This is a genomic window from Sphingopyxis macrogoltabida (assembly GCF_001314325.1).
Lineage (GTDB): Bacteria > Pseudomonadota > Alphaproteobacteria > Sphingomonadales > Sphingomonadaceae > Sphingopyxis > Sphingopyxis macrogoltabida.
This window is the reverse complement of sequence record NZ_CP009429.1, coordinates 4,616,795-4,642,727: the sequence shown is the minus strand read 5'-3', so window position 1 is coordinate 4,642,727 and position 25,933 is coordinate 4,616,795. Positions and strand designations below refer to the sequence as shown.

General features: G+C 65.6%; 19 protein-coding genes. 13 read left to right on the top strand and 6 right to left on the bottom strand.

Annotation, left to right across the window (positions count from 1 at the left end; translation table 11 throughout):
• Positions 1–2 precede the first annotated feature (2 nt).
• A complete protein-coding gene (locus tag LH19_RS22370) occupies positions 3–491 on the top strand; it encodes a low molecular weight protein-tyrosine-phosphatase (RefSeq protein WP_054731917.1) in 489 nt (162 codons plus the stop codon).
• Here LH19_RS22370 and thpR read toward each other — a convergent pair.
• Positions 401–1,015: an RNA 2',3'-cyclic phosphodiesterase gene (thpR, locus tag LH19_RS22365; protein ID WP_054731916.1), complete on the bottom strand. Its 615-nt coding sequence runs from the start codon at positions 1,013–1,015 to the stop codon at positions 401–403. The two genes, LH19_RS22370 and thpR, sit on opposite strands and share 91 nt — an antisense overlap.
• Before the next feature lie 139 nt (positions 1,016–1,154).
• On the opposite strand from thpR, the gene LH19_RS22360 reads away from it, so the two are divergent.
• The gene (locus tag LH19_RS22360) at positions 1,155–1,892 is read left to right on the top strand and encodes a Bax inhibitor-1/YccA family protein (protein WP_054731915.1); all 738 of its coding nucleotides are present in this window, start codon (positions 1,155–1,157) and stop codon (positions 1,890–1,892) included.
• 663 nt (positions 1,893–2,555) lie between these two features.
• Here the strand turns inward: LH19_RS22360 and LH19_RS22355 are convergent.
• Together LH19_RS22355 and purD are read right to left on the bottom strand one after the other, a co-directional pair.
• Positions 2,556–3,290 (bottom strand): hypothetical protein, encoded by a 735-nt coding sequence (locus LH19_RS22355; protein ID WP_054731914.1) that lies wholly within the window; start codon positions 3,288–3,290, stop codon positions 2,556–2,558.
• A gap of 59 nt (positions 3,291–3,349) precedes the next feature.
• Positions 3,350–4,627 (bottom strand): phosphoribosylamine--glycine ligase, encoded by a 1,278-nt coding sequence (purD, locus tag LH19_RS22350; protein WP_054731913.1) that lies wholly within the window; start codon positions 4,625–4,627, stop codon positions 3,350–3,352.
• Between purD and xseA the strand changes: the two genes are divergently transcribed.
• The 5 genes from xseA to LH19_RS22325 all read left to right on the top strand — a co-directional run bounded on the left by xseA (position 4,626) and on the right by LH19_RS22325 (position 12,675).
• Positions 4,626–6,074, top strand: a complete 1,449-nt coding sequence (gene xseA, locus LH19_RS22345; protein ID WP_054731912.1) for an exodeoxyribonuclease VII large subunit — start codon at positions 4,626–4,628, stop codon at positions 6,072–6,074. The two genes, purD and xseA, sit on opposite strands and share 2 nt — an antisense overlap.
• Before the next feature lie 88 nt (positions 6,075–6,162).
• Positions 6,163–6,375, top strand: coding sequence for a DUF2093 domain-containing protein (locus LH19_RS22340; protein ID WP_054589418.1), 213 nt, complete (start codon positions 6,163–6,165; stop codon positions 6,373–6,375).
• The gene (locus LH19_RS22335; protein WP_054731911.1) at positions 6,372–7,298 is read left to right on the top strand and encodes a M23 family metallopeptidase; all 927 of its coding nucleotides are present in this window, start codon (positions 6,372–6,374) and stop codon (positions 7,296–7,298) included. The genes LH19_RS22340 and LH19_RS22335 overlap by 4 nt, the downstream gene beginning before the upstream one ends.
• 265 nt (positions 7,299–7,563) lie before the next feature.
• Complete coding sequence (locus tag LH19_RS22330) at positions 7,564–10,617, top strand: TonB-dependent receptor domain-containing protein (RefSeq protein ID WP_145923570.1); 3,054 nt, start codon at positions 7,564–7,566, stop codon at positions 10,615–10,617.
• Between the two features lie 69 nt (positions 10,618–10,686).
• A complete protein-coding gene (locus LH19_RS22325; RefSeq protein WP_062913009.1) occupies positions 10,687–12,675 on the top strand; it encodes a tetratricopeptide repeat-containing sulfotransferase family protein in 1,989 nt (662 codons plus the stop codon).
• On the opposite strand, the gene LH19_RS22320 is transcribed toward LH19_RS22325, so the two are convergent.
• Positions 12,672–13,391 (bottom strand): 2OG-Fe(II) oxygenase, encoded by a 720-nt coding sequence (locus LH19_RS22320; RefSeq protein ID WP_234716005.1) that lies wholly within the window; start codon positions 13,389–13,391, stop codon positions 12,672–12,674. The two genes, LH19_RS22325 and LH19_RS22320, sit on opposite strands and share 4 nt — an antisense overlap.
• Before the next feature lie 122 nt (positions 13,392–13,513).
• Here LH19_RS22320 and LH19_RS22315 point away from each other — a divergent pair, with 122 nt between their 5' ends.
• From LH19_RS22315 to LH19_RS22295, 5 genes are all read left to right on the top strand, one after another.
• Complete coding sequence (locus LH19_RS22315; RefSeq protein ID WP_054731907.1) at positions 13,514–13,774, top strand: hypothetical protein; 261 nt, start codon at positions 13,514–13,516, stop codon at positions 13,772–13,774.
• 4 nt (positions 13,775–13,778) lie between these two features.
• Positions 13,779–14,732 (top strand): aspartyl/asparaginyl beta-hydroxylase domain-containing protein, encoded by a 954-nt coding sequence (locus LH19_RS22310; protein WP_054731906.1) that lies wholly within the window; start codon positions 13,779–13,781, stop codon positions 14,730–14,732.
• A 3-nt stretch (positions 14,733–14,735) separates the two neighbouring features.
• Complete coding sequence (locus tag LH19_RS22305; protein WP_054731905.1) at positions 14,736–15,359, top strand: sulfotransferase family 2 domain-containing protein; 624 nt, start codon at positions 14,736–14,738, stop codon at positions 15,357–15,359.
• A 23-nt stretch (positions 15,360–15,382) separates the two neighbouring features.
• On the top strand, positions 15,383–15,979 hold the full coding sequence (locus LH19_RS22300; protein ID WP_054731904.1) for an aspartyl/asparaginyl beta-hydroxylase domain-containing protein: 597 nt from the start codon (positions 15,383–15,385) through the stop codon (positions 15,977–15,979).
• Between the two features lie 234 nt (positions 15,980–16,213).
• Positions 16,214–19,216: a TonB-dependent receptor plug domain-containing protein gene (locus LH19_RS22295; protein ID WP_234716004.1), complete on the top strand. Its 3,003-nt coding sequence runs from the start codon at positions 16,214–16,216 to the stop codon at positions 19,214–19,216.
• A 74-nt stretch (positions 19,217–19,290) separates the two neighbouring features.
• Here LH19_RS22295 and clpB read toward each other — a convergent pair whose 3' ends face one another.
• Both clpB and LH19_RS22285 read right to left on the bottom strand, forming a co-directional pair.
• A complete protein-coding gene (clpB, locus tag LH19_RS22290) occupies positions 19,291–21,873 on the bottom strand; it encodes an ATP-dependent chaperone ClpB (protein ID WP_054731902.1) in 2,583 nt (860 codons plus the stop codon).
• A gap of 81 nt (positions 21,874–21,954) precedes the next feature.
• Positions 21,955–23,529: a leucyl aminopeptidase gene (locus LH19_RS22285; protein WP_054731901.1), complete on the bottom strand. Its 1,575-nt coding sequence runs from the start codon at positions 23,527–23,529 to the stop codon at positions 21,955–21,957.
• 158 nt (positions 23,530–23,687) lie between these two features.
• On the opposite strand from LH19_RS22285, the gene LH19_RS22280 reads away from it, so the two are divergent.
• Positions 23,688–25,844: an acylase gene (locus LH19_RS22280; RefSeq protein WP_201258392.1), complete on the top strand. Its 2,157-nt coding sequence runs from the start codon at positions 23,688–23,690 to the stop codon at positions 25,842–25,844.
• Positions 25,845–25,933 lie beyond the last annotated feature (89 nt).

Genomic DNA, 25,933 nt, shown 5'->3' with positions numbered 1-25,933 from the left:
ATATGCGCAACGATCGACAAGATGCGAAACCCGCGATCCTCTTCCTCTGCCTCGGCAATATCTGCCGCTCGCCGCTGGCCGAGGGGGCGGCACGCGCGGCCTTTGCCGAAGAGGGTATCGATGCGACGCTCGATTCGGCGGGGACGGGCGACTGGCACATCGGCCATCCGCCCGACCGGCGCGCGCAGGCCGAGGCGCGTCGCCGCGGCACCGACATCGGCGACCTTCGGGCTCGCCAGCTGGTTCGCGAGGATTTCTATCGCTTCGACCTGATCCTCGCCGCCGACGAAACCAACCTTCGCGATGCCCGCGCACTCGCGCCTGCCGATGCGACGGCAAAGCTGCGGCTGATGCTCGATCTGGTGCCGGGGCGCGCGGGCGACAGCGTCGCCGATCCCTATTATGGCGACGACGGCGGCTTTGCCGCGACGTGGGACGATGTCGGCGCGGTCGCCGCGGCGCTGGTCGCGGCGTCTGCGAAAAGCGGATAGCGCGCGACCGGGTGATAGCGCGACCCGCCATGGCCCATCTCGCTTTCATAGAGCAGGGCATGGTCAAAGACGAAGGGTGCGCTCGCGAGATCGCTGTGCAGCGCCAGGAAGGGCGCGACCGGCCCGGCGGCATGACCCAGGCGGGCGAGGGTGATATGCGGCTGAAAGGCACGCGTTTCGGGATCGACGCCGACACGCGCGAGGAGTTGGTCGACCTTGCGGTGGAGTGCCGCAACCGGCTCCTGTGGCTCGACGCCGCCCCAGACGGTGTGCGGGCGACCCCGGCGTTCGAACATTCCGACCCCGGCAAGGCGCGCGGCGACGGCGGGCGCGTGCAGGCTGCCGAGCGCCGCGGCGATATCCTCGGCGCGGTGGCGATCGACCTCGCCGATGAAGCGCAACGTCAGGTGGAGCTGGTCGTCGCTCTGCCAGCGGGCGGCCGAAATGCCGTGCATCGCGGCGATGAGCTGTTCGCGGATCGCGCGCGGCGGGCGCAGCGCGACGAAGAGGCGATGGGTGGACATGGCTGTGCCAGCATAGGAGCTTTGCCACGTTCGGAAACCGTAAAGCGCGCGTAATGTCCGGTTTCGCTTGAAAGCGGGGAGGAAAATGCCGATATTCGCCCTACGGCCGGTATGGGCTGGCCGGTGATGGAGATGAAAAATGGCGAATTGGAACGACCCCAATGTGGCGGCTTCCGGTTTTGGCGCCGGCGCGAACGCAATGGACCAGGCCGTCGATGCCGGGCTGCGGTCGTACATGCTGTCGGTTTACAACTACATGGCGTCGGGGGTGCTGCTGACCGGCATCGTCGCGCTGCTCTTTTCGCGCTGGGAAGGCGCGCCCGCCCTGCTGTTCGGCCCGGGCGCGGCCAAATATCTGATCATGTTCGCGCCGTTGGCATTTGTGATGGTGCTGAGCTTCGGCATCAACAAGCTGTCGACGACCGCGGCACAGGGCCTGTTCTGGGCTTTCTCGGTTGTCATGGGCCTGTCGATGGCGTCGATCTTCTTCGTCTTTACCGACGCATCGATCGCGCAGACCTTCTTCGCGACGGCGGCCGCCTTCATGGGCCTCAGCCTCTATGGCTATACGACCAAGAAGGATCTGTCGGGCCTCGGCACCTTCCTGATCATGGGCGTGTTCGGCATCATCGTCGCGATGCTGCTCAACGCCTTCGTCTTCCAGTCGAACGCGCTCAGCCTGGCGATCAGCGTGATCGGCGTGCTCGTCTTCGCGGGTCTGACCGCCTATGACACGCAGAAGATCAAGAGCATGTATTTCTACGTCCGCGGGACCGACTTTGTCGGCAAGTCGGTGATCATGGGGGCGCTCAGCCTCTATCTCGACTTCGTCAACATGTTCACCTTCCTGCTCAACCTGCTGGGCAGCCGCGAATAAGCGGTCTGACAAGCAATCGAACGGGAAAGCCCGGCGAAGCGATTCGCCGGGCTTTTTCTTTGCGTGAAAGATCGTCGGGTTCGAGGGGCGGCTTTGGGGTGGGAAAGCAGCCATTCAATCCACGCACAAAAAGGAGCTGCCGATTTTTCCTCGGCGGACTTCAGCGAAGCACCCAAATGTAAGGTTGGACGCCTCGCACCTCCCAAGCGATGCCGTGCCAATACGCGGCGGCCGTTCACCCTCCCAATCATCGACGAGGCATCGCCCTTGGCAATCTGAACTATCGCGGCAGACTTTCCCGGCGTCCATGGTCCGAATGACGCATCGAGGAGTGCTATTCATTCCGGTTTTTTCGATTGTCCCGCCGGAAGCGGTACATTCGCCGAGAGACGGTATGCTCAGCGCCGATGCCGTCGGTTCCGCGGGCTGGCATCCCAAGAGGGTGCAGGCGGCAATAAAAACTGCAAGTGAGTGATCAGCTCGCATGGAGAGCTTACTAGTCCTTTCCGGCATGTCCGCAACCGGTCCCGAGCTGTCATTCTCGCCCCACCGGCTTCAAACGTCCGCTTCTCTAGGTTTGCCGCTTGGAAGCGGCCAGTCCGCATTTGGTCGAAACCGCCCGATCAAGAGCGCTTGCGATACAAGCCTCGAACACTGCCGAAATCAGAGTTCGCCGCCGAGCGCCCCATATTTCGCTTCGAAACCGGCCTTGTCGCCGCGGGCGAGATAGCCTGCCTGATCGACGATATTGTCGCGCGCGATACGGCCCTGGAATGCGCCGAGTTGCGGATCGATCACCGCGATATCGGCGTCGGTCCAGTCCGCGATCTGTTGAAAGCTGGTCACGCCGAGACCGCCGAGCAGCGCGACCATCTTGGGCCCGACGCCTTTCAGCAATTGCAGATTGTCCGTCTTTGCCGTCGGTGCGGCGGCCGGCGCCGGCGCCGGCGAAGGCGTCGGAGCGGGCTCGGGGGCCGGCGGCGGAACGGTCGGTTCCTCGGGAACGGCGCGCTCCGGTTCCGGCTCGGGCTCGGGCGCCGGGGCAGGACGGGGTTCGGGGGCGGGCGGCGTCTCGGTTGCGGGCGCTGGCGGAACCGAGGGTTCTTCGGGAATGTCGAGGGCAGGCTCGGGCTTTGGTGCGGGAGGAGGCGCCGCCTTGGCGACCGGCGCGGGCGGCGGCGTCGGTGCGGGTGCCGGCTCGACCGGCTTGAAGCGCGCTGGCTCGGCCGCGACGATCTCGGGCTTTGCCGGTTCGAGCGGCTTGCGCGGTTCGGCGGGAGTCGCGGCCGGCGGCGCGATCTCTTCGGGTTTCTTGCGGCCGAAGAGCCACCACAGCAGTATGACCGCGACGACGAGGCCGACGACCGCGACGATCCAATTTTCCTGAAGCCACGTCATGTTGCTCTCCCTGCTTTCCGTTCAGCCTATGCGGGCGCGCCAGCCGCGTCCAGCGCCGCCTATACCGCCTCGCGCGCGACCTCGCGCCAGCCGATATCGCGGCGGCAGAAACCGGTCGGGAAATCGAGTTTGTCGACCGATGCGTAGGCCCGTGCCTGCGCTTCGGTAACGCTCTTGCCCGTCGCCGTGACGTTGAGGACGCGGCCTCCCGTCGCAACGATTGCGCCGTCGACCCTCGCCGTCCCGGCGTGGAAAACGCGCACGCCGCCAGCTTCGGCCGCGGCGATGTCGCGGATCGCGCCGCCCTTTTCGGGCGTGCCCGGATACCCGTTCGCCGCCATCACGACGGTGAGCGCATAGTCGTGCGCGAAGGCCGGCGCCTCCGCCGCGGTAATGCTGCCCGTGGCAGCGGCGTACAGCAGCGCCGCGAGGTCGCCCCTGAAGCGCATCATCAGCACCTGGCATTCGGGATCGCCGAAGCGGCAATTATATTCGATCAGCTTCGGTCCTTCGCCGGTCAGCATCAGCCCGGCGAACAGCACGCCGACATAAGGCGAGCCCTCGGCGGCAAGCGCCCTGACGGTCGGCCGGATGATGCGGTCCATGACCGCGGCTTCGAGCTCGGCGGTGAGCACGGGCGCGGGGCTGTAAGCGCCCATGCCGCCGGTATTGGGTCCGACATCGCCGTCGCCGACGCGCTTGTGATCCTGCGCGCTGCCGAATGCGATCACGTCCGTACCGTCGGACAGCGCGAAGAAGCTCGCTTCCTCGCCGGTCATGAATTCCTCGATCACCACCTCGGCGCCTGCGCCGCCGAAGGCGCCGTCGAACATGTCGTCGATCGCGGCCGTTGCTTCGGCCGCGGTTTCGGCGATAATCACGCCCTTGCCCGCGGCAAGGCCGTCGGCCTTGATCACGACGGGGATCGCAAAACCTTCGAGCACCGCATGCGCTTCCTCGGCGCTGGTGCAGCGGACATAGGCGGCGGTCGGGATCGACGCACGCGCGCACAGGTCCTTGGTGAAGCCCTTCGATCCCTCGAGCCGCGCTGCCGCGGCGCAGGGGCCGAAGGTCGCGACGCCGATCGCGCGCAGCCGGTCGGCAAGCCCCGCGACGAGCGGCGCTTCGGGACCGACGACGACGAAATCGATGCCGTGCGCGCGGACGAAGGCGATCAAGCCGTCGAGATCGTCGGCGGCGATGGCGACGCATTCGGCGTGGGCCTCGATCCCCGGGTTGCCCGGTGCGGCATAGAGCTTGCGGCAACTCGCCGATTGCGCCAACTGCCAGCTCAGCGCATGTTCGCGGCCCCCCGAGCCCACCAGCAGGATATTCATGTCTGTCCCTTTTCCCGATACGGCGTCCGACGATGGCACCGAAGCGCGGCTGTTAGCCGAGGCGGCGCCGGGGGACAATGCGCCTGCCTTATCAGTCAGCCAATTGTCGGCGGCGATCAAGCGGACGGTCGAGGATGGCTTCGCGCGCGTTCGGGTACGCGGCGAGCTGTCGGGCGCCAAACGCGCGGCCTCGGGGCATTTCTATGCGGCGCTGAAGGACGATAATGCGCTGATCGACATGGTGATGTGGAAGGGGCAGGCGGGGCGCCTCGCCTTCCGGCCCGAGGACGGGATCGAGGTGATCGCGATCGGCAAGCTCACCACCTATCCGGGACGTTCGAAATACCAGCTCGTCGTCGACAGTCTTGAGGTTGCGGGCGAGGGCGCGTTGATGCTCCTGTTCGAAAAGCTCAAGGCGCGGCTCGGCGCCGAGGGGCTGTTCGACCCGGCGCGCAAGCAGCCGCTGCCCCGGCTTCCCGCCGTCATCGGGGTCGTCACCTCGCCGACCGGCGCGGTGATCCGCGACATCCTGCACCGCCTCGCCGATCGTTTCCCGATGCATGTGCTCGTCTGGCCGGTGCTGGTGCAGGGCGACGGCGCCGCGGCGCAGGTCGCCAATGCGGTGCGCGGGTTCGATGCGATCCGGCCGGGCGGGCCGGTGCCGCGTCCCGACCTCGTCATCGTTGCCCGCGGCGGCGGCTCGATCGAGGATCTGTGGGCGTTCAACGAAGAGGTGGTCGTGCGCGCGATCGCCGATTGCCGCATCCCGACGATCAGTGCCGTCGGGCACGAAACCGACGTGACGCTCGCCGATCACGCTGCCGACGTGCGCGCGCCGACGCCGACGGCGGCCGCCGAGATCGCGGTGCCGGTGCGCGCCGAATTGCAGGAACTGCTCATCCATCGCGCCGGGCGCATGATCGGCGCCGCCAACCGGCATCAGGCCCTTGCAAGTGAACGGCTTGCCGCCCTCGCGCGCCACCTGCCACGCCGCGAGGCGCTTTACGCGCCGCAGCGGCAGCGGCTCGACGATGCCGGCGACCGGCTCGACCGGGCGCAGCGGCACCGTCTGACGGTGGTCGCCGAGCGGCTGGCGACGCGCGGTGCGGCGCTGCGCCCCGGCCTGCTCGCGCGGCGCTGGGATCGCGACCGGGCCCTGCTTGAGGGGCTGGGGCGACTGCTCGTCTCGCTCGACCCGCGCGCGCTGCTGTCGCGCGGCTATGCGATGGTGCGCGATGCGGGCGGGGCGATCGTGACGACGGCCGGCGCGGCGCGCGAAGCAGGGGCGCTCCGGCTGCAATTCGCCGACGGCGACGTGCCGGTTGCGGTGAGCGGGGGCGATCCGACGCCTGCGCCGCCTGCGCCAGTTTCGTCTCCGGCTCCGCCAAAGTCGGCCCGCAAACCTGCCGATCCATCGCCGGAGCGGGGGCAGGGCGAGCTGTTCTGAGCCGCCGGCGTAACGGGGAGGGGGTGGCTGCGGCGGCAGATATGGCTATAGTCGGGCAAAGACCCGACACCGAATGGACCGAAAAACCATGTTGATCGCCAGCCGCAACCGCCTCGCCAACCTCCACTACGGACCCAACGGCTTTCGTGTCCTGTCGCCGGGCGACCATGTCCTGTGCGCGGTGACCGGAGTGGCGATCGGGCTCGACGAGCTGCGCTATTGGTCGGTCGCGCGGCAGGAACCCTATGCCACGGCGGCGATTTCGGTGCAGGCCGCGCTGGACGATACCCGCGGCGCATGAGGGGCACGAAGGACCGGTTCCGCACCGCGGCCGCGCTGCCGCTATTGATCCTCACGGCGAGCTGCGTCCCGCCCGCCGACACGCCCGCTCCGACACCGCCGCCCGTCGCAAGCCCGGCGCCGACACCGGCACCGGTGCCGCGACCGAGCGCCCCGGTCCGCAGCGATTTCACCTTTCGCGGCGTGGCAGAACAGGGCGGCGTGCTGATCGGGCAGGTGCCGGGCGATACGCGCACGCTGACGCTCGACGGCAAGGCGGTGCCGGTCGCTGCCGACGGCAGCTTCCTCATCGCTTTCGACCGCGATGCCGAAACCGGCCAGCACCTCGTTGCCACGCTCGCCGACGGACGCGCCGTCGAGCGTTACCTTGCGGTCGCGGCGGGGACCTGGCGGATCGAGCATATCAACGCGCCCTATCGCGGCAGCGCGGCGAGCGACGCCGAGTTCGAGCGCCGCCGTCCCGCCGAACTCGCCCAGATCGCCGAGGCACGGCGGACCGATCATGAATCGAACGGCTGGCGGCAGCAATTCCGCTGGCCGGTGACCGGGCGCCTGTCGGGCTTCTTCGGGTCGCAGCGCGTCTATCAGGGCAAGCCCGGCAGCTATCACGGCGGCACCGATGTCGCGGTGCCGGCGGGAACCCCCTTCGTGGCGCCCGCCGACGGGGTCGTCGTGCTCGCGGCGGCGGCACCGTTCACGCTCGAGGGCAACCTGCTCATCGTCGACCATGGCATGGGTCTCAACAGCGCCTTTCTCCATTGTCAGCAGCTCGACGTGAAGGTCGGTGACCGGGTGGCGCAGGGGCAGCGGCTGGGAACGGTCGGCCGGACGGGACGCGCCACCGGGCCGCACATGCACTGGGGCCTCAAATGGCGCGACGCGCGGCTCGATCCCGGAAAACTTGCGGGCCCGATGGGCAACTGAACGGCCGGGGAGACCGAAGCGATTTCGTAACCGATGAAACAAAATGTCGCGAAACAGGTGCGGCTACCGCATTGTGTTTCGTCGTTTCTCCGGGTTGTTGCAAATACGTCACAATCACTTCCGAAACCGCCGAACGCGCCGGGAATTTCCTTTACTCAAGATGAATGACCCTCCATCCCGCACGCTATCGGGGTGTCTGTTCGGGGGTTTGTGCCTTCGCGCTGGGGCCCGGGTATCTTAGCCACCAGTAGCAAGGGACTGCACTGTGAAGAAAACCCAACTTTCCATGCTGAAACTGAGCGCCGCGCCCCTCGTCTTGGGCGTCGCGATGGTTTCGGCTCCCGTCCAGGCGCAGGACGCGCCCGCCGACGAAGGCGAAGCGACGATCGTCGTCACCGGTTCGCGCATCGCGCGTCCGAACCTCGAATCGAACAGCCCGGTTGCGGTTGTCACCGGCGAAGCGACGGTCGAAAACGCCGACGTCACGCTCGACACCTTCCTGAACACGCTGCCGCAGGTCAATCCGGCCGGCACCACCACGTCGAACAACCCCGGCAACAACGGCCAGTCGAACATCAACCTGCGCGGTCTCGGTTCGAACCGTAACCTCGTCCTGATCAACGGCCGCCGTCCGATGGTGTCGGCATCGGACCAGACGGTCGATCTTAACACGATCCCGCAGGGCCTGATCGAGCGCATCGAAATCGTGACCGGCGGCGCTGGCGCGGCTTACGGCGCCGACGCCATCGCGGGTGTCGTCAACCTGATCCTCAAGGACAATTTCGAAGGTATCGACCTTCGCGTCAACTATTCGAACTCGATTCCGAAGACCGACGCGCGCGAATATCAGTTCAGCGGCATCATCGGCGGCAACTTTGCCGACGGCCGTGGTAACATCGCCTTCTCGGCCGAATATTCGAAGCGCCAGGGCCTGATCAAGGCGCAGCGCGACTTCGCGTCGCAGGCGACCTCGACGACCAGCTCGTTCCCGACGGGCTCCTTCTCGAACAGCGCGACCAACCCGATCAGCCAGGCGTCGATCGACGCCCTGTTCGCCAGCTACGGCGTGGCGCCGGGCCAGACCCCGCAGGCTAACCAGCTCGGGTTTAACTCGGACGGTTCGCTGTTCGGCGTCGGTACGTTCAACAGCCCGGTCGATGTGTCGAACTTCCGGTACGACCTCGCCTCGCCGGCGAACCCGAACCTGAACTTCTTCCCTGACTTCTACAGCTACAACTTCGACATCGTGAACATCCTCGTACTGCCGCTCGAGCGCAAATCGGCGTTCCTGACGGCGAAGTACGAAATCAACCCGGCGTTCGAAGTCTTCGTGCAGGGCGGTTACACCAACTACAAGTCGGCAACGGCGCTCGCGCCGACGCCGGTCAGCACCGGCATCGTCGATCCGACCAGCGATGCCTCGGCGCTCAACGCACGTTCGCCGCTCGTCGAAGTGGGTCAGCGCATCACCGGTTTCGTGGTTCCGGTGACCAACCCGTTTGTCTCGGACGACCTGCGGTCGCTCCTGAACTCGCGCGTTCTGGATGATCCGTTGCTTGCGGGCTCGGGCGCCGATGAAGGCATTCGCATTGGCTACCGCTTCCTGGGCACCGGCTTGCGCGAACAGCAGCTCGAGAACGAAGTCATCCAGGGCCTCGCGGGCCTGCGTGGCGAGTTCGCTCCGGGTTGGCGCTACGAAGCCTATTACAGCTGGGGCGAGACGACGATCGACCAGCGCGCGACGGGCAACGTCAACGTGCAGAAGGTACAGCAACTGCTTGAAGCGGCCGATGGCGGCGACAGCCTTTGCGCCGGCGGCTTCAACCCGTTCGGTATCCAGCCGCTCTCGCAGGAATGCGTCGACTTCGTGTCGGAAACGGGCGTGACGCAAACCAAGTTCACGCAGAAGGTTGCCCAGGCCTATGTCTCGGGTGAACTCGCCGATCTGCCGGGCGGCCCGCTGGGCGTCGTGTTCGGTGTCGAACAGCGCAAGTTCAAATATGCGTTCGACCCGGGCGCTCTCTTCGGTCCGATCGCCGGTTTCAACACCAGCACGCCCGACCTTGGCACCAACGAGTTCCTCGACTTCTTCGGCGAACTTCGCGCGCCGATCATGGACACGCTCGAGCTGTCGCTCACCGCGCGTCACTCGAAGAGCAAGTTCCGCAACCTGATCGACGATGGCGATCCGAACACCAGCGGCCGCGGTTCGTCGGGTGACTGGACCTACGGTGGTACGATCAGCTGGTCGCCGATCGACCAGGTGCGTCTGCGTGCCAGCTATCAGCACTCGGTTCGTGCTCCGAACTTCGGCGAACTCTTCTCGGGCGGCGGCGGCTTCCCGCAGATTTTCGACCCTTGCTCGGTGAACAGCCAGTTCCGTCAGAACGGTGGCGCCGAAGCGCGTCAGCTCTGCCTCGACACGGGCGTCAGCGCCGGCACGATCGACTCGTTCGTCGCGACGCCGGGCGCACAGGCGTTCATCACGACGACGGGCAACGAGAATCTGAAGCCTGAAAAGTCGGACACCTTCACCGTCGGTGCGGTGTTCCAATCGGGTCCGTTCGTCGCCTCGATCGACTATTACAACATCAAGATCAAGGACACGATCTTCGCTCCCGACGTGAACGAAATCATCGCGTCGTGCTATGGCTACAACAACATCAACCCGGATCTGGACGAAAACAGCCCTTATTGTGCTGGCCTCGCCCGGTCGAACAACAACATCGCCGCGATCTTCCTGCCGGAAGAACTTGGCGGTGACCCGGTCACTGGCTACTTCCAGAACGTGAACCAGGGTTCGGTCAAGACTTCGGGTGTCGACGTTCAGCTGGGCTATCGCCTGCCGACGCCGTTCATCAACGAAGACAGCGCGCTGAACCTCAACCTGGCCCTCAACTACCTGATCGACTTCAAGAATGTCGGTCTGGGTGGGCTGAAGACGGACTATGCGGGCACCGCATCCTACTTCGGCGCCGGTCTGGGAACGAGCTTCCCGCGCTGGAGGGCGACGCTCAACAGCAAGCTCAACATCACGCGTGAGCTGAGCTTCGACACCCGCGTCCGCTTCACCGACGGGATGAAGAACCGCGCTGCGGTCCAGTATGTCGGCGAAGAGTTCACCGGTCCGGGCAGCGTCTTCTACTTCGACTTCGCGCTCCAGGCCGAGGTCGATGCGATGACCTTCCGCATCGGTGTGAACAACGCGTTCGACAAGCAGCCGCCGACGTACGCGCCGAACGTGCAGTCGGGCACCGATCCGTCGCTGTACGACGTCATCGGTCGCCGCGCTTATGTGTCGGCACGCCTGAAGTTCTAAGCTTCGGCAAGCGAACCAAAGGAGAGGGCGGGACTGGTGTCCCGCCCTCTTTTTTTATAGATAGCGTCGATGACCGTGACTGACAGATTGCGCGCCGCTTATGCGGCCTATGCCAAGGGCGACTTGGCGACTGCGAAAGCCCAGGGCGAGGTGGCGCTCCGCGCCCAGCCGACCAATCCCACCGTGCTCCAGCTACTCGGCGTCGTTTCGTGCCAGACCGGCGCGTTGCGGCAAGGAGTCGATTATCTCCGCCGGGCGATCGCCAACGGCGCCGACACCAGCGACAACCGGATCAACCTCACGCGCGCGCTGCTCGATCTGGGTGAGACCGACGAGGCTGCGCGCGTGTGCGCCGAAGGCGACCTCGCAGGGTCGGCCGACTTGCAGGCGATGCAGGCGCAGATACTGAAGGCGCAGGGGCGCGCGACCGAAGCGGGCTGGGCCTATGAAAAGCTGGTTTCGGACGATCCGAAGAATTTCGTTGCGTGGAACAACCTTGGCAATGCGCGTCACGAGGGCGGCGATCTGGAGGGCGCGTTGCAGGCCTTTCAGGAAGCGCGGCAGATCGATCCGAAATCCTCGCTCGTCCACACCAATATCGGCCGCGTCCTGATTTCGATGGACCGCTATGAAGATGCCTGCCTGATGCTCGAAAAGGCAGTGCTCCTCGCCCCGCAGGACGCTGCGCCGCTGCTTGAGCTCGGACGGGTTCTGACCAGCATCGACCATGCCGAACCGGCGCTACGCGCGCTTGGCTCGGCGGCGCGCCTCGATCCATCGAACCCGCAGATATTCCTCGCGATCGCGATTGCCTTTCTCGACCTGTCGAACAACGATCAAGCCGAGCGGGCATTGCGCTTTGCGATCAAGGCCGACCGGCGCTTCGCCCCAGCCTATCTCAACCTCGGCATCCTGCTCGAAAAGGCCAACCGGCTCGACGAGCTGCGCGCCGTACTGGCCGATGCCACCGCGGCGGAGGTTAAGGGCGACGATATCGATTATCTTCGTGCCCTGATGCTGTCGCGCGATGGCGACCGTGAAGCGGCGCTCGCCCTGATCCGCGACCTGCACGGGTCGAGCGTCAACCCGACGATCCGGATGCAATTCGCGGGACAGCTTGCCGACCGGCTGGGTCACGTGGAAGAGGCACTCTATTTCTACGATGAAATGAACCGGGCGCAGGCGCAAAGCCCGATGGGGATCGGCGTCGATCGCAGCGCCTATCAGCGCACCATCGCTGCCGTCGATCGCCAGACGACGCAGGCATGGTTCGCCGGATGGGCCGAGGTGCCGCCCGCTTCGGACCGCGCTTCGCCGGCTTTTCTGGTGGGTTTCCCGCGGTCAGGCACCACCTTGCTCGATACGATCCTGATGGGGCACAGCCGCATCCATATGCTCGAAGAGCTGCCGATCATCGAGGAACTGGGGCAATCGCTGGGCGACCTCGACCACATCCGCACGCTCGATGCGGCCGCCGTCGCCGATCTGCGGGGCCGCTATTTCGCCGAGCTCGACAAGCGCGCGCCGCCCCCGGCCGGCGCGCTCGTTATCGATAAAAACCCCCTGTCGATGATCCGCGTCCCGCTTATCCATCGCCTGTTTCCCGACGCGAAGTTCATTCTCGCGATGCGGCATCCGTGCGACGTCGTGCTCAGCTGCTATATCCAGAATTTCAAGCCGACCGAGGCGATGGCGAGCTTTCTCGATCTCGCCAACGCCAGCCGCACCTACGACAGCATTTTCCATTATTGGGAAAATTGCCGGGCCCTGTTCCCGATCGACGTTCATATGCTGCGCTATGAAGCGATGATCGCCGATGTCGCGGCGGCGACGCGGCCGCTTTTCCATTTCCTCGGGCTCGACTGGGAAGAGGGCGTCCTCGACCATCAGAAAACGGCGGTCGAGCGCGGCTTCATCCGCACCCCCAGCTATGCGCAGGTTACCGAACCGATCTATTCGTCGGCGAGCGGGCGCTGGAAGCGCTACGAACCCCAGATGCGCGAAATCCTGCCGATTCTCGCGCCGTGGGTCGAGCGTTACGGTTACAGCCTCGACTAGGGCCCGTTCGCGCGCAGCCAGCCGGTGATCGACAGCCGCGGTTCGGGCGCGAACGGCGTGACATAGCTGACGCTATGCTGTTGCGGTACCGAGAAGAGCCGTAGCGCATCCATGCGGGGGGCAAAGGCTTCCTCGATATTGCCGTCGTCGCCGTGGAACATCAGCAGGCCGCCCCATTCGGCGCGCCACGCCGGCGCCAGCGAATAGACATAGGCGGCACGGCGGTGCTTGCCCGCTACATCGTCGTCGTGGCGGGTCAGGAAGTGCCCTGCGCCATAGCTCGTCGCCTGACCGTCGGCGAAGGCGGCATCATCCTTGCAGCCGAGAATGGCGCCGAGCATTGCCAGCACGGCGGGCGAGGAGAGAAAGGCGACAAAGCCGGTCAGCAGGTCGGACGGATCGGCGGTGCGGCCGGCATCGGGAACGCGAATGGCCTCGTACCGATACTGGAAGCCCTCGCGGCCGGCGTTCACGATATGCTGGTCGAGTTGGCCGCGCTGGGCGGGGTCCATCGCTACATAGGCTTCGCGGGTCATCTCATAGACCTTGTCGCCCGCGTTCATGACGAGTTTCCAGTCGGTGCGCGCGAGCAGGTAATGCCGCAAGGTTTCGGCTTGGTCCTCCGCCAGCAAGCCCTCGATTTCCACGCGCCCGTTGCGCAGGAACTGCCGCCGCAGCGCATCGTGGTCGATCCGGTCCGAAAGCCGAAAATCCAAGGCCATGATCCTTTGGTTCCCAAGGGTTTTCCCGCCCGGTCTCCGGCGGGGTCGAATTGACAGTGACGGGGGCAAGCGAATATATTCCTTGCATAGCGATATTGCTTTGGAGTTGGACTGTCATGCGCGGAATTCATCTGTTGAGCCTCGCCGCTGCCTCCTTGCTGCTTCCCGTAACCCCCGCGTTCGCCAGCCCTTCGACCGACAAAGCGGCTGTCGATGCCAAGGACAAGATGGTCTGCAAGCGCACCCAGCGGACGGGTACGCGTTTTTATAGCCAGATCTGCAAGACCGCGGGACAATGGGAAGCGCTGGAGGAGGAGCAGAAGCGCAATGCGCGCGAACTGATCGACCGCCCGCAGATCGAGATCCGGCGCGAGTGACCCGATGAAGCTGGGAATGCCGCTGGTCAAGCTGGCGCGGCAATATTGTGCGGAAACGCTCGCCGCCGAGGTTGCGGCCCTGCCTGCGGCTGCGTGGTTGCCGCACCCCGGCCGCCTGCCCGGCAACGATGCGGTGCCGCTGATCACGCCGGCGGGACAAGTGTCGAACGGGTTCAGCGGCCCGATGGCGCCGACCGAAGCGCTGCGCCAATGCCCCTATATCACCGAAATCCTTGCCGATCTCGGCGCGGTGTGGGGGCGTAGCCGGTTGATGGGGCTGGCGCCGGGGGCGGTGGTGCCCGAACATGTCGACGTCGGCTATTACTGGCGCACCCATATCCGCATCCACATCCCGGTGGTCACCAACCCCGGCGTTGCCTTCAGCTGCGATCGCGAGACCGTCCATATGGCGCCGGGCGAATGCTGGCTGTTCGACAGCTTCTGCCTGCACAATGTCCGCAACGACGGCGACCAGAAGCGCGTCCATCTGGTGCTCGATACCGTCGGCGGCGAAAAACTGTGGGGGCTGATTGCCGAAGCCAAAACCATGGGCCGCGATGCGCAGCCGGTCCAGCGGATCGCGCCGGGATCGGTCGCGCCGGTGCCGCTTGCCTATGAACAGGTCAACCTGCCCGCGGTGATGTCGGTGTGGGAAGTGCGCTGCCATATCGATTTTCTGCTCGCGCAATGCGCCGATACCGAAGCGCGCGGCGCGATCGCGGCGCGGCTCGAGCAGTTCGCCAACGCCTGGGGTGCGCTATGGGCGCAATATGGTACCGCGGCGGCGGGGCTTCCGGCCTATCGGCGGCTGATCGGCGACGTCCAGCGCGACCTCCAGCGGCTCGAGGCGCAGCGTATGCTGCTCCCGAATAATGTCCCCTTCGACCGCGCGCTTGCCGAACTGGTGTTCATGGTCGCCGCGCCCGACGCGGCATCGCCGGTCGCTGCTGCTGCCTGACCGATGATCGTTTCGTACAAGCATCGCTTCATTTTCGCCGCGATTCCGAAAACCGGAACGCATTCGGTGCGGCATGGCCTGCGCGAGCATATGGGCCCCGACGATATCGAGCAGGCCCGCCTGTTCGTCGAAAAGAAGTTCCCGATTCCCGAACTCGCGCGGCTCGGCCACGGGCATATCAGCCTTGCCGAAGTGCGCCCTTTCCTCGGCGAGGAGATGTTCTCGGACTATCTGAAATTCGCTTTCGTCCGCAATCCGTTCGACCGCTTCGTCTCCTATTGCGCTTTTGCGACCAGTCGCGAGGGGACGTTCGCGCGCGACCCGCAACGCGTGATGCGCCATTTCCTGTTTGTCGCGCCGCCGCATCAGCACATCATCTTTCGTCCCCAACATCTGTTCCTGACCGACCGCGATGGAACGCTGCTCGCCGATATGCTGGGCAAGGTGGAGGAGATGCAGCAATCCTATGATGCGATCTGCGCCCGCATCGGCATCGCGTCGACGCCGCTCGATCATGCCAACCGTTCGCAGCGCGGCGCCTATCGCGACTATTATAATCAGGAACTGATAGACGGTGTTGCGAAAATCTATGCCCGCGACCTCGACCTCTTCGGCTATGAATATTGACCGGTAAAATTGAGGCGCGCGCCATGTATCCGAACCCTCGCAAGACCAAGAGCATCCGCCGGCTCGGCGCAGTCGATATCGCGGCGCTGAAGGCCGCGGTGCTCGCGATTCCCGAAGACATTTGGCAGGCGGAAAATGCCGACAAGCCGAACCGTTTCGAGGCGCTCGACGCGACCGCGCATATCGTCTTCCGCTTCGTGTCGGACGTGCGCGACTGGCGCGCCTCCTTCGCGCGGCCGATCTGGGAAGCCTGGGAGCCGACGATCATGCCGGTGCTGCGCGCCGCGACCGCCGATTATGGCTATACCAACGGGGTCTTCCCGCGCGTCATGCTCGCGCGCATGCCCGCCGGCGGCATCATCCAGCCGCACCGCGATGCCAACCCGGCAGCCAAATGGCCGCACAAGATCCACGTACCGATCCAGACCAACGACGAGGTGCTGTTCCGCCTCGGCGGCGAGACGCACCATATCGCCGAAGGCGAGGCGGCCGAGGTGAACAATATGGACATGCATGCGGTGGTCAATCGCGGTGCCGACTCGCGCATCCACCTGATCTTCGAATATTATGATGCCGATCAGGCGGACCCCGCATGGATCGGCGAGGCGGTCGGTGCCTGACCCTTCACCGGCGAGCCGTGCCGCGTCCGGGACAGGCTGAGACGGTCGGCCCCGGCATCGTGCCCGCTTGTTGCATCATGGCCACAGTGGCGCCAGAAATGACAGAAATGATTGGAGATTTTCTTTACTCCTGATGCGGGGGTTGCCAAGCACCACTGCATGGGGGTGTGCTCGTGGCGTACCAACACCCCCACGGCGCATGCCGCTATGATCCACGAGCAAGGAACTTCAAACGTGAAAAAACTGATCGATGCGCGGCGCCTTCGCCTTAGCGCCGCCCCTCTGGCTATGGGCATTGCGCTCATCGCGGTTCCGGCGATCGCGCAGGATGCGCCCGCCGATGAAACAGCCGCCGAAGAAGGCGATGCCATCGTCGTCACCGGGACGCGTATCGCGCGTCCCGATTTCAGCAATCCCAACCCGGTGGTCACCGTCGATTCGACGACGATCCAGCAGTCGGGCCAGACCAACCTGACCGAATTCCTGTCGGACAACCCCGCCCTGCTCGGTTCGCAGCGCAACATCAACACCGGCGGTTCGAACCTGCTGAATGCGCAATCGGTCGGCGTCAATCTGCTCAACCTGCGCAACCTCGGCACCAGCCGGACGCTCGTCCTCGTCGACGGCAAGCGCCATGTCGCGGGCTATCCCGGGACGGCCGCGGTCGATATCAACACGATCCCGACCGATCTCGTCGAGCGCGTCGACGTGCTGACCGGCGGGGTGTCGGCGATCTATGGCGCCGACGGTGTTTCGGGCGTCGTGAACTTCATCCTCAAAAAGGATTTCGAGGGCCTGAGCCTGCGCGCCCAGAACAGCATTTCGCAGCGCGGCGACGCCGGCGAGCGCTATATCGCGGCGACCGCGGGCAAGAATTTCGCCGACGGCCGCGGCAACGTCACGGTCGCCTATGAATTCAACGAAACCGATCGGTTTAGCCAGAAGCAGCGCCTGAACTATGGGCGCACCGGCCCGTCCTATGCGCTCGTGCGCAATCCGAACGATGGCGATCCCAATTCGGCCGATGACGATCCGAACGTGCCCGACCGCATCCTGCTGACCGGCCTGCGCTGGGCCGACAGCTCGATGGGCGGTGCGATCGATTTCACCGGCGACGGCGTTCCCGAATTCACCGGCGAGGGCAAACCCTATGACCTCGGCAGCTATGTTCCCGGCACCGCCTTCACCATCGGCGGCGACAGCACGCCGCGCGAGACCTATTATGGCGACTACACGCCCTATACCCGGCGCCACATCGCCAACGCGATGGCGAGTTACGAGTTCGATCCGGCGTTCAAGCTGCACGCCGAGGTCAAATATGTGAAGTCGAAGGCGTGGACCGAATCGCAGCCGACCTATGACCTCTATACCGAGCTCGCACCCGACAACGCGTTCCTGATCGAGCGTTTCGGCGAGGATCTGGCGTCGGAGGGCGCGCTGTTCAGCCGCGACAATTTCGACTTCGGCCAGCGCCGTTACGAACTCGACCGCGAACTGTGGCGCGGCGTGATCAGCGCGACGGGCGAACTGACGCCGCACCTCAACTACGACGCGTCGTTCGTGTTCGGTCAGGCGACGCAGCGCTCGACCAACTATGGCGACCGGATCGCCGACCGCTATTATGCGGCGCTCGATTCGGTGTACGACGCCGACGGCAACATCACCTGCCGCATCAACCTGCCCGGCGAAACCGACATCTTCGGGTCGAGCTTCGGCAATCCGGTGGTGTTCAACGGTCCGCCGAAGACGTTCCGGCCGGGTGAGTGCGTGCCGCTCAATATCCTCGGCAATGGGTCGCCGTCGAAGGAGGCGCTGGCCTTCGTCCTCGCCGACCATTCGGACTATTCGCGCCTGCGCCAATATGTCGCCAGCTTCGCGCTGTCGGGCGACACGGGCGCCTTTTTCGAGCTGCCGGGCGGCCCGGTCGGCTTTGCCCTCGGTGCCGAATATCGCAAGGAAACGAGCTATTCGCGGCCGTCCGAATATAGCCAGGGCGGCGACCTGATCGACAATAGCGCGGCCCAGGTCGAACGCGGCAGCTTCGACGTCAAGGAGGTCTATGGCGAAATCCGCCTGCCGATCCTCGCCGACATGGCCTTTGCGAAGGACCTGTCGGTCGGCGGCGCGATCCGCGTCTCCGACTATTCGACGGTCGGCACGACGACGACGTGGAACGTCAACGGCACCTATGCGCCCGTGCGCGACATCGCCTTCCGCGGCACCTATTCGAAATCGGTGCGCGCGCCGAACATCACCGAGCTGTTCTCGCCGCTCAACGGGTCGTTCGAATTCATCGACGATCCGTGCGGTCCCGACCGGATCGCCGAAGGCAAGGCGCCGCGCGCGGCCAATTGCCGTGCGGCGCTGGATGCGCTGGGTATCGACATCGATGCCGTCGACGGCGACGGCGATCCGCTGTTCGACCCGGCGAACAATGGTGCGTCGCCGGGGAACAGCAGCTTGCTGGGCCAGCAGGGCGGCAACCCCGACCTCAGCGCCGAAAAGGCGAAGACCTGGACGGCCGGCGTGGTGCTCAACCCGAGCTTCCTGCCCGGCCTGACGATGAGCTTCGACTGGTATGACATCAAGCTGACCAAGGCGATCCAGTACTCGACCGCGCAGGATATCGTCGACCTCTGCTACGATCAGCCGTCGCTCGACAACGACTATTGCGCGCTGATCAGCCGCAGCGGCACGACCGGCTTCGTCAACAATTACAAGGTCATTCCCCAGAATGTCGCTTCGTTCCGTACCGCGGGTCTCGATGCGAACATCCGTTACCGGATCGACCTCGGCGACAAGGCGGGCAATCTCGACCTGCGGCTCGTCGGCAATTATCTCGACAAGCTGAGCTTTGTGCCGTCGCTCGGTGCGGATCCCGAAAACGAGCGCGACAGTTCGGTCTATCCGGCGCCCAAGTTCAGCGCCAGCTTCGACCTGACCTGGCACAAGGGCCCGTTCACGCTCAACTATGGCATCGACTGGTGGGACAAGACCCGCCGCGTTACCCGCGAGGAGCAGGCGGCGAACCCCGATTATGCGCCCGCGCAATATATCTGGTACCGCCAGAAGTGGGAGCATGAACTGTACATGGCGTATGACGTCGCGGACAAGTTCCAGTTCTACGGCGGCGTGAACAACCTCTTCGACCGCAAGCCCGACGACGGCGCGGTCGGCTATCCGATCAGCGCGGTCGGCCGGTCGTTCTACGTCGGGATCAAGGCCAAGGTGTTCTGATCCGGCAGAACGGGATAAAAAAGGGGCCGGAGGGAATATCCCTCCGGCCCCTTTCTTTTGCCTTGAAGCGGGGCTCAGCCGGCCGGTGTCAGGATCAGCGCCCCGTCGCCTTCGTCGACCTTGATCGTCGACCCGTCCTTGACCTCGCCCTTCAGGATCAAGTCGGCGAGCGGGTCCTGCAGATATTTCTGCACCGCGCGCTTGAGCGGCCGGGCGCCATAGACGGGATCGTAACCGACGCGCCCGAGCCACGCGCGCGCGGCATCGGTGAGGTCGAGCGTCACCTTGCGGTCGGTCAGCAGTTTCTGGACCCGCGCGACCTGGATGTCGACGATGCCGCCCATATGCTGCTGCGCGAGGCGGTTGAAGAGCACGATCTCGTCGAGCCGGTTCAGGAACTCGGGGCGGAAATGCGCCCGCACGACTTCCATCACCGCAGGCTCGGCCTGCTCGACCGGTGCGTCGTCGGGGAGCGCCGCGATCGCCTGACTGCCGAGGTTCGACGTCAGGATGATCAGCGTGTTGGTGAAGTCGACCGTGCGGCCCTGCCCGTCGGTGAGGCGCCCGTCGTCGAGCACCTGCAGCAGGATGTTGAACACGTCCTGATGCGCCTTTTCGACCTCGTCGAACAGCACGACCTGATAGGGCCGGCGGCGCACTGCTTCGGTGAGCGTGCCGCCCTCTTCATAGCCGACATAGCCCGGCGGTGCGCCGACGAGCCGCGCGACGCTGTGCTTTTCCATGAATTCGGACATGTCGATGCGGACCATCGCATTGTCGTCGTCGAACAGGAATCGCGCGAGTGCCTTGGTGAGCTCGGTCTTGCCGACACCGGTGGGGCCGAGGAACAGGAAGCTGCCGAGCGGGCGGTTGGGGTCCTGCAGGCCGGCGCGCGCGCGGCGGACCGCAGTCGAGACGGCGCGCACCGCCTCATCCTGTCCGATCACGCGCTTTTCGAGCGTCGCTTCCATGCCGAGCAGTTTCTCGCGCTCGCCTTCCATCATCCGGTCGACGGGGATGCCGGTCCATTTGCTGACCACCGCGGCGATGTCGTCGGCGGTAACTTCCTCGCGGAGCATCGCATTGCCCGCCGCGGCCTGCGCCGCTTCGAGCTGCTTTTCGAGCCCGGGGATGGTGCCGTAGGACAGCTCGCCGGCCTTCGCGAGATCGCCCGCGCGCTGCGCCTGGTCGAGCGCCGAACGCGCCGCGTCGAGCTCTTCCTTGATCTTGGCCTCGGCGTGGATCTTGTCCTTCTCGGCATGCCATTTCTGGGTGAGCCCCGCCGACTGCTGCTCGAGATTGGCGAGTTCGGACTGCAAGGTCGCGAGCCGGTCCTTCGACGCCGCGTCGCTCTCCTTGCCGAGCGCGGCTTCCTCGATCTTCATCTGGATGATCCGGCGGTCGAGGCCCTCGATCTCCTCGGGCTTCGATTCGACTTCCATACGGATGCGGCTCGCCGCCTCGTCCATCAGGTCGATCGCCTTGTCGGGCAGGAAACGGTCGGAGATATAACGGTTCGACAGCGTCGCGGCGGCGACGATCGCGCCGTCGGTGATCCGCACCCCGTGGTGCAGCTCATATTTCTCCTTGATGCCGCGCAGGATCGAGATCGAATCCTCGACCGTCGGTTCGCCGACGAACACCGGCTGGAAGCGCCGCTGGAGTGCGGGGTCCTTTTCGACATGCTTGCGATATTCGTCGAGCGTCGTCGCGCCGATGCAGTGGAGCTCGCCGCGCGCCAATGCTGGTTTCAGCAGGTTCGAGGCGTCCATCGCGCCCTCGCCCTTGCCCGCGCCGACGAGCGTGTGCATCTCGTCGATGAACAGGATGATCTCGCCCTCGGCGGCCTTCACATCGTCGAGCACGCCCTTGAGCCGCTCCTCGAACTCGCCGCGATATTTGGCGCCCGCGATCAGTGCGCCCATGTCGAGCGACAGCAGGCGGCGGTCCTTCAGGCTGTCGGGCACGTCGCCGTTGACGATGCGCAGCGCGAGGCCTTCGGCGATCGCGGTCTTGCCGACCCCGGCTTCGCCGATCAGCACCGGGTTGTTCTTGGTCCGGCGCGCGAGAATCTGGATCGTGCGGCGGATTTCCTCGTCGCGGCCGATGACGGGGTCGAGCTTGCCCTCGCGCGCGACTTCGGTGAGGTCGCGGGCGAATTTCTTGAGCGCCTCATAACGGTCTTCCGCCAAGGCGGTGTCGGCGGTACGCCCGCCGCGCAGATCGTTGATCGCCTTGTTGAGCGCGTCGGCCCTGACGCCCGCGTCGGCGAACGCCTTGCCCACCGGCGTATTCGCCGCGAGCACCATGGCGAGCAGCAGCCGTTCGACGGTCACATAACCGTCGCCCGCCTTGCTTGCGACCTGTTCGGCCTGGTCGAGCAGGCGCACCGCGTCATTGTCGAGCCCGGGCGTTTGCTGCGCGCCCGATCCCGACACCGCGGGCACCTTGGCGAGCAACGCGTCGATGCCCGCGACCGCGCGCGCCGCGTCGCCGCCGCTCTTCGCGATCAGGCCCGCGGCCATGCCTTCATTGTCTTCGAGCAGCGCTTTCGCGATATGCTCGGGCGCGATCCGCTGATGGTTCATGCGGATCGCGATCGTTTGCGCCGCCTGCAAAAAGCCCTTGGCGCGATCGGTAAATTTTTCGAGGTTCATGGAAGAACGCCCCTTTCTTGCCCAGCAAGATAGTGTTGCACTTTGGCAACACAAGAGGCGCCGGGAAGTTCCGCCGAACGCCTAGGCACCGCTGCGCGCAAGCTCGTCGAGCAGCCTGACGCCAAAGCCCGACATGCCTTTCGGCACCAGCGGGGTCGCCTTGTCGGCCTGGTTGACGCCGGCGATGTCAAGATGCGCCCACGGCGTCGCTTCGTCGACGAAAAAGCCGATGACATGCGCCCCGATGCTCGCGCCCGGCCCTTGGCTCGGTGCGATGTTGCGGATGTCGGCGATGTCGGACTTGATCTTCTCGGCATAATTTTTGTGGAGCGGCATGCGCCACAATTCCTCGCCACTGGCCGTGCCGGCGGCGAGCAGCGCGGCGGCGAGTTTCTCGTCGCGCGCGAACAGGCCCGCATATTGATCGTCGAGCGCACCGACGATCGCGCCGGTCAGCGTCGCGATATTGACGATCGCCCGCGGCTTGTAAGCGCCGGCGACATATTCGTTCGCATCGGCGAGGACGAGGCGGCCTTCGGCGTCGCTGTTGAGCATCTCGATCGTCTTGCCCGACATGGTGCGGGTGATATCGCCGGGACGCTGGGCATTGCCGTCGGGCATATTCTCGGCAAGCGCGGCGACACCGACGACATGGACCGGCGCGCGCGATTTGGCGAGCGACAGCACCGCGCCGACCGCCGAGGCGGCGCCCGACATGTCGCCCTTCATGTCCCACATGCCCGCGCCGGGTTTCAGCGAAATGCCGCCCGAATCGAAGGTGATCCCCTTGCCGACGAAGGCCAGCGGCGAGTCGGACGCGCCGCCGCCGCGATAGCGGACGAGCAGCAGCCGCGACCCGCGCGGGCTGCCCTGACCGACGCCGACGAGCGTGCCCATGCCGAGCTTGCGCATCGCCGCTTCGTCGAGCACTTCGATGCTGACGCCGCCGACACCGGCAAAGGCTTCGCGGACGCGCGCGACGAAACTTTCGGGATAGATGATGTTCGCCGGTTCGTTGGCGAGGTCGCGCGACAGGCGCACCCCGTCGGCGAGCGGCTGCCAGCGTCCGTCGAAGGCGGCTTTGGCGGCAGCGGGATTGGCGCCGAGCAGCGTCACCGCGCCCGTCGGCACCGCTTTCCGGTCGACGGTCTTGTAGCGGTCGAAACGATATTGGCCGAGCGCGAAGCCATAAGCGACGTCGGCCGCCGCTGCGTCGCCATAGGCGCCCGCGACCGTCACCGGCTGGGCTTCGTTCGCCAGTTCCTGTGCCGCCTTGCCGCCGGCCTCGGCGAGCGCGAGCGACGAGGGCGCAGCGCCGGCGCCGACAAGCAGGATGCGCGAATGCGCCCCGATCCCGCGCAGCGACAGGGTCGATCCGGCTTCGCCCTTGTAATCGGCGGCGGCGATCGCGGCGGTGACGGCTTGCCGCTCGGCGCCGGTCAGCGGTGCGCCATCGAGGGGCGGCAGCACCGCATCGGTCATCACGATGACCAGCGCACCCCCCGCCGGTGCCTCGGCCGCAAAGCCGATCGCGCGGCCGGCGCTGTTCGCGGCGGTCGCCGGAACGACGCCCGAACCGGTAACGGTCTGGGCCAGCGCGGCGGATGCCGGGGCAAAAGACAGACAGGCAGCGAGGAGCAGGCTCTTGGTGCGCATTGGACGATAATTCCCTGTTTTTTCGAATGATGCTGCCTGCATAGCGGGACCGGCCCGCCGCGCAAACCGCACTCGACGAACGACAGCCGCTTGCCATCCGACGACAGGGTCGCCACACAGGCGCGATTTTGAAACATGCCCCGACGGGAGAATGGACCATGCTGCGACGGGCTTTGCTGGCTTTGCTGTTGCTGCTTGTCGTCGGGGCCGTCTCGCTCGCCGTCTGGGAGCCGCTCACCGCCAGCGCGCCGCCGGCACCGGTTTATAAGCCCGCCGATGTCCGGATCGCGCGCGACACGTTCGGCGTCCCGCATATCTTCGGCAAGACCGACGCCGATGTCGCGTACGGCGTCGCCTATGCGCATGCCGAGGATGATTTTTCGACCTTGCAGGAAGTGCTGGCGATGACGCGGGGCCGGGCCGGGGCGATGCTCGGCGAGGATGGCGCCAAGGTCGATTATGCCGCGGCGCTGCTGGATATCCGGGCGACGACGGCGCGCGACTGGCCGCGGCTGCCGGAGGATGTGAAAAAGCTCTTCACCGCCTATGCGGCGGGGCTCAACCATTATGCCGACAAGCATCCGGGCGAGGTACGGCTGTCGGGGCTGTTCCCGGTGACCGGCGAGGATGTGGTTGCGGGTTTCGTGCTGCGTTCGCCCTTCTTCTTCGGGCTCGATTCGGTGCTCGGATCGCTCGTCGGCGATACGCCGATCGGTCGCGAGGGCGGCCCGGAGCTCGACGCGACAGGCAAGCTGGTGCCGCGCGAGCTGACGCCGGTCGGCACCGATCCCGCCGATAACGGATCGAACGGTATGGCGGTTGCGCCCGCGCGGTCGACCGACGGCGCGACGCGGCTGGTCTCGAATTCGCACCAGCCGTGGACCGGTGGAGTCGCCTGGTACGAACTCGTCGTCCATTCGGAAGAGGGCTGGGATTTCGCCGGGGCGAATTTCCCCGGCTCGCCCTATCCCTTCCTCGGCCACAATAAATATCTCGGCTGGACGAACACGGTGAACCGGCCCGACCTGATCGACGTCTACCGGCTCGCCCTCGATGACGCGGGCAAGAACTACCGCTTCGACGGCAAATGGCTGCCGCTCGAGGAAAAGCGCATCTGGCTGAAGGTGAAGTTCGGGCCGTTCGTCCTGCCGGTGCCGCGCACCATCTGGCGTTCGGTTCACGGACCGGTGATCAAAAATGCCAAAGGGGCGTTCGCGATCCGCTACGCGGGGCAGGACCAGGCGAATATGGTCACCCAATATTACCGGCTGAACAAGGCGAAGAATTTCGCCGAGTGGCGCGCCGCGATGGCGGGGCAGGGCGTCCCCGCGACCAATTTCATCTATGCCGACGCCGCGGGCAATATCGGCATGTTCTATAATGCGATGTTCCCCGACCGGCCGGCGGGATATAATTGGCGCGGCATCCTGCCCGGCGATACCTCGGCCGACGTCTGGATGAAGACGCTGCCGTTCGACCGCGTTCCCGCGCTGGTCAATCCGCGCTCGGGCTATGTGATGAACGCCAACAACACGCCGTGGGTCGCGGCCGGACCGGGCGACGAACTCGACGCCGCCGCCTTTTCGCCTTTGCTCGGCATCGAGGACGACATGACCAATCGCGCCTCGCGGCTGATCGACCTGTTCGAGGCATCGGGGCAGATCGACGAGGCGCGGCTGAAGGCGATCAAATATGACACCAGCTATGCGAAGACCGGCTATGCCAAGGCGTGGATCGACCGCATCCTCGCGCTCGACGTCAAGGGCGATCCGGCGCTCGTCGAGGCGCAGCGGCTGCTCGGCAAATGGGACTGGAACCTCGACGGCAAGGGCCACGGCGACGCGCTCGCGCTGATGCTGCTCCGCCCCGCGAACGGAAGCCATTACCAGCGCCGCGCCGAACCCGATCCGCTGACGACATTGAAGGAGGTCGTCGCGCATTTGCAGGACCATTTCGCGGGGCTCGATCCCAAGCTCGGCACGGTGCTGCGGCTGCGCCATGGCGAGGGGTCGAACCGCATCGACCTGCCGCTCGACGGCGGCAACGACACCATCCGCGCCTCGACCTTGTGGGACGAAGAGCCCGACGGGCGGCTGAAGGTGCGCCACGGCGACAGCTTCATCATGTTCGTGACCTGGGACAGGGCAGGACGCGTCCGCTCCGAATCGATTCAGCCCTTCGGCGCCGCAACGACGCGGCCCGAAAGCCCGCATTACAACGATCAGGCGCCGCTGTTCGTGGCGCACAAGCTGAAGCCGGTGCTGTTCGACCCGGCAGCGCTGAAGGCCAGCGGCGCGCGCTTCTATCGACCTTGAAAGGCGCATTCCGCTGTCCTAAACCGCTGATACAGTGCCTTTCCGGCGCAACGCCGCGCGCTGGCAGTCCCCTGCCTCGCGTCTTCAAG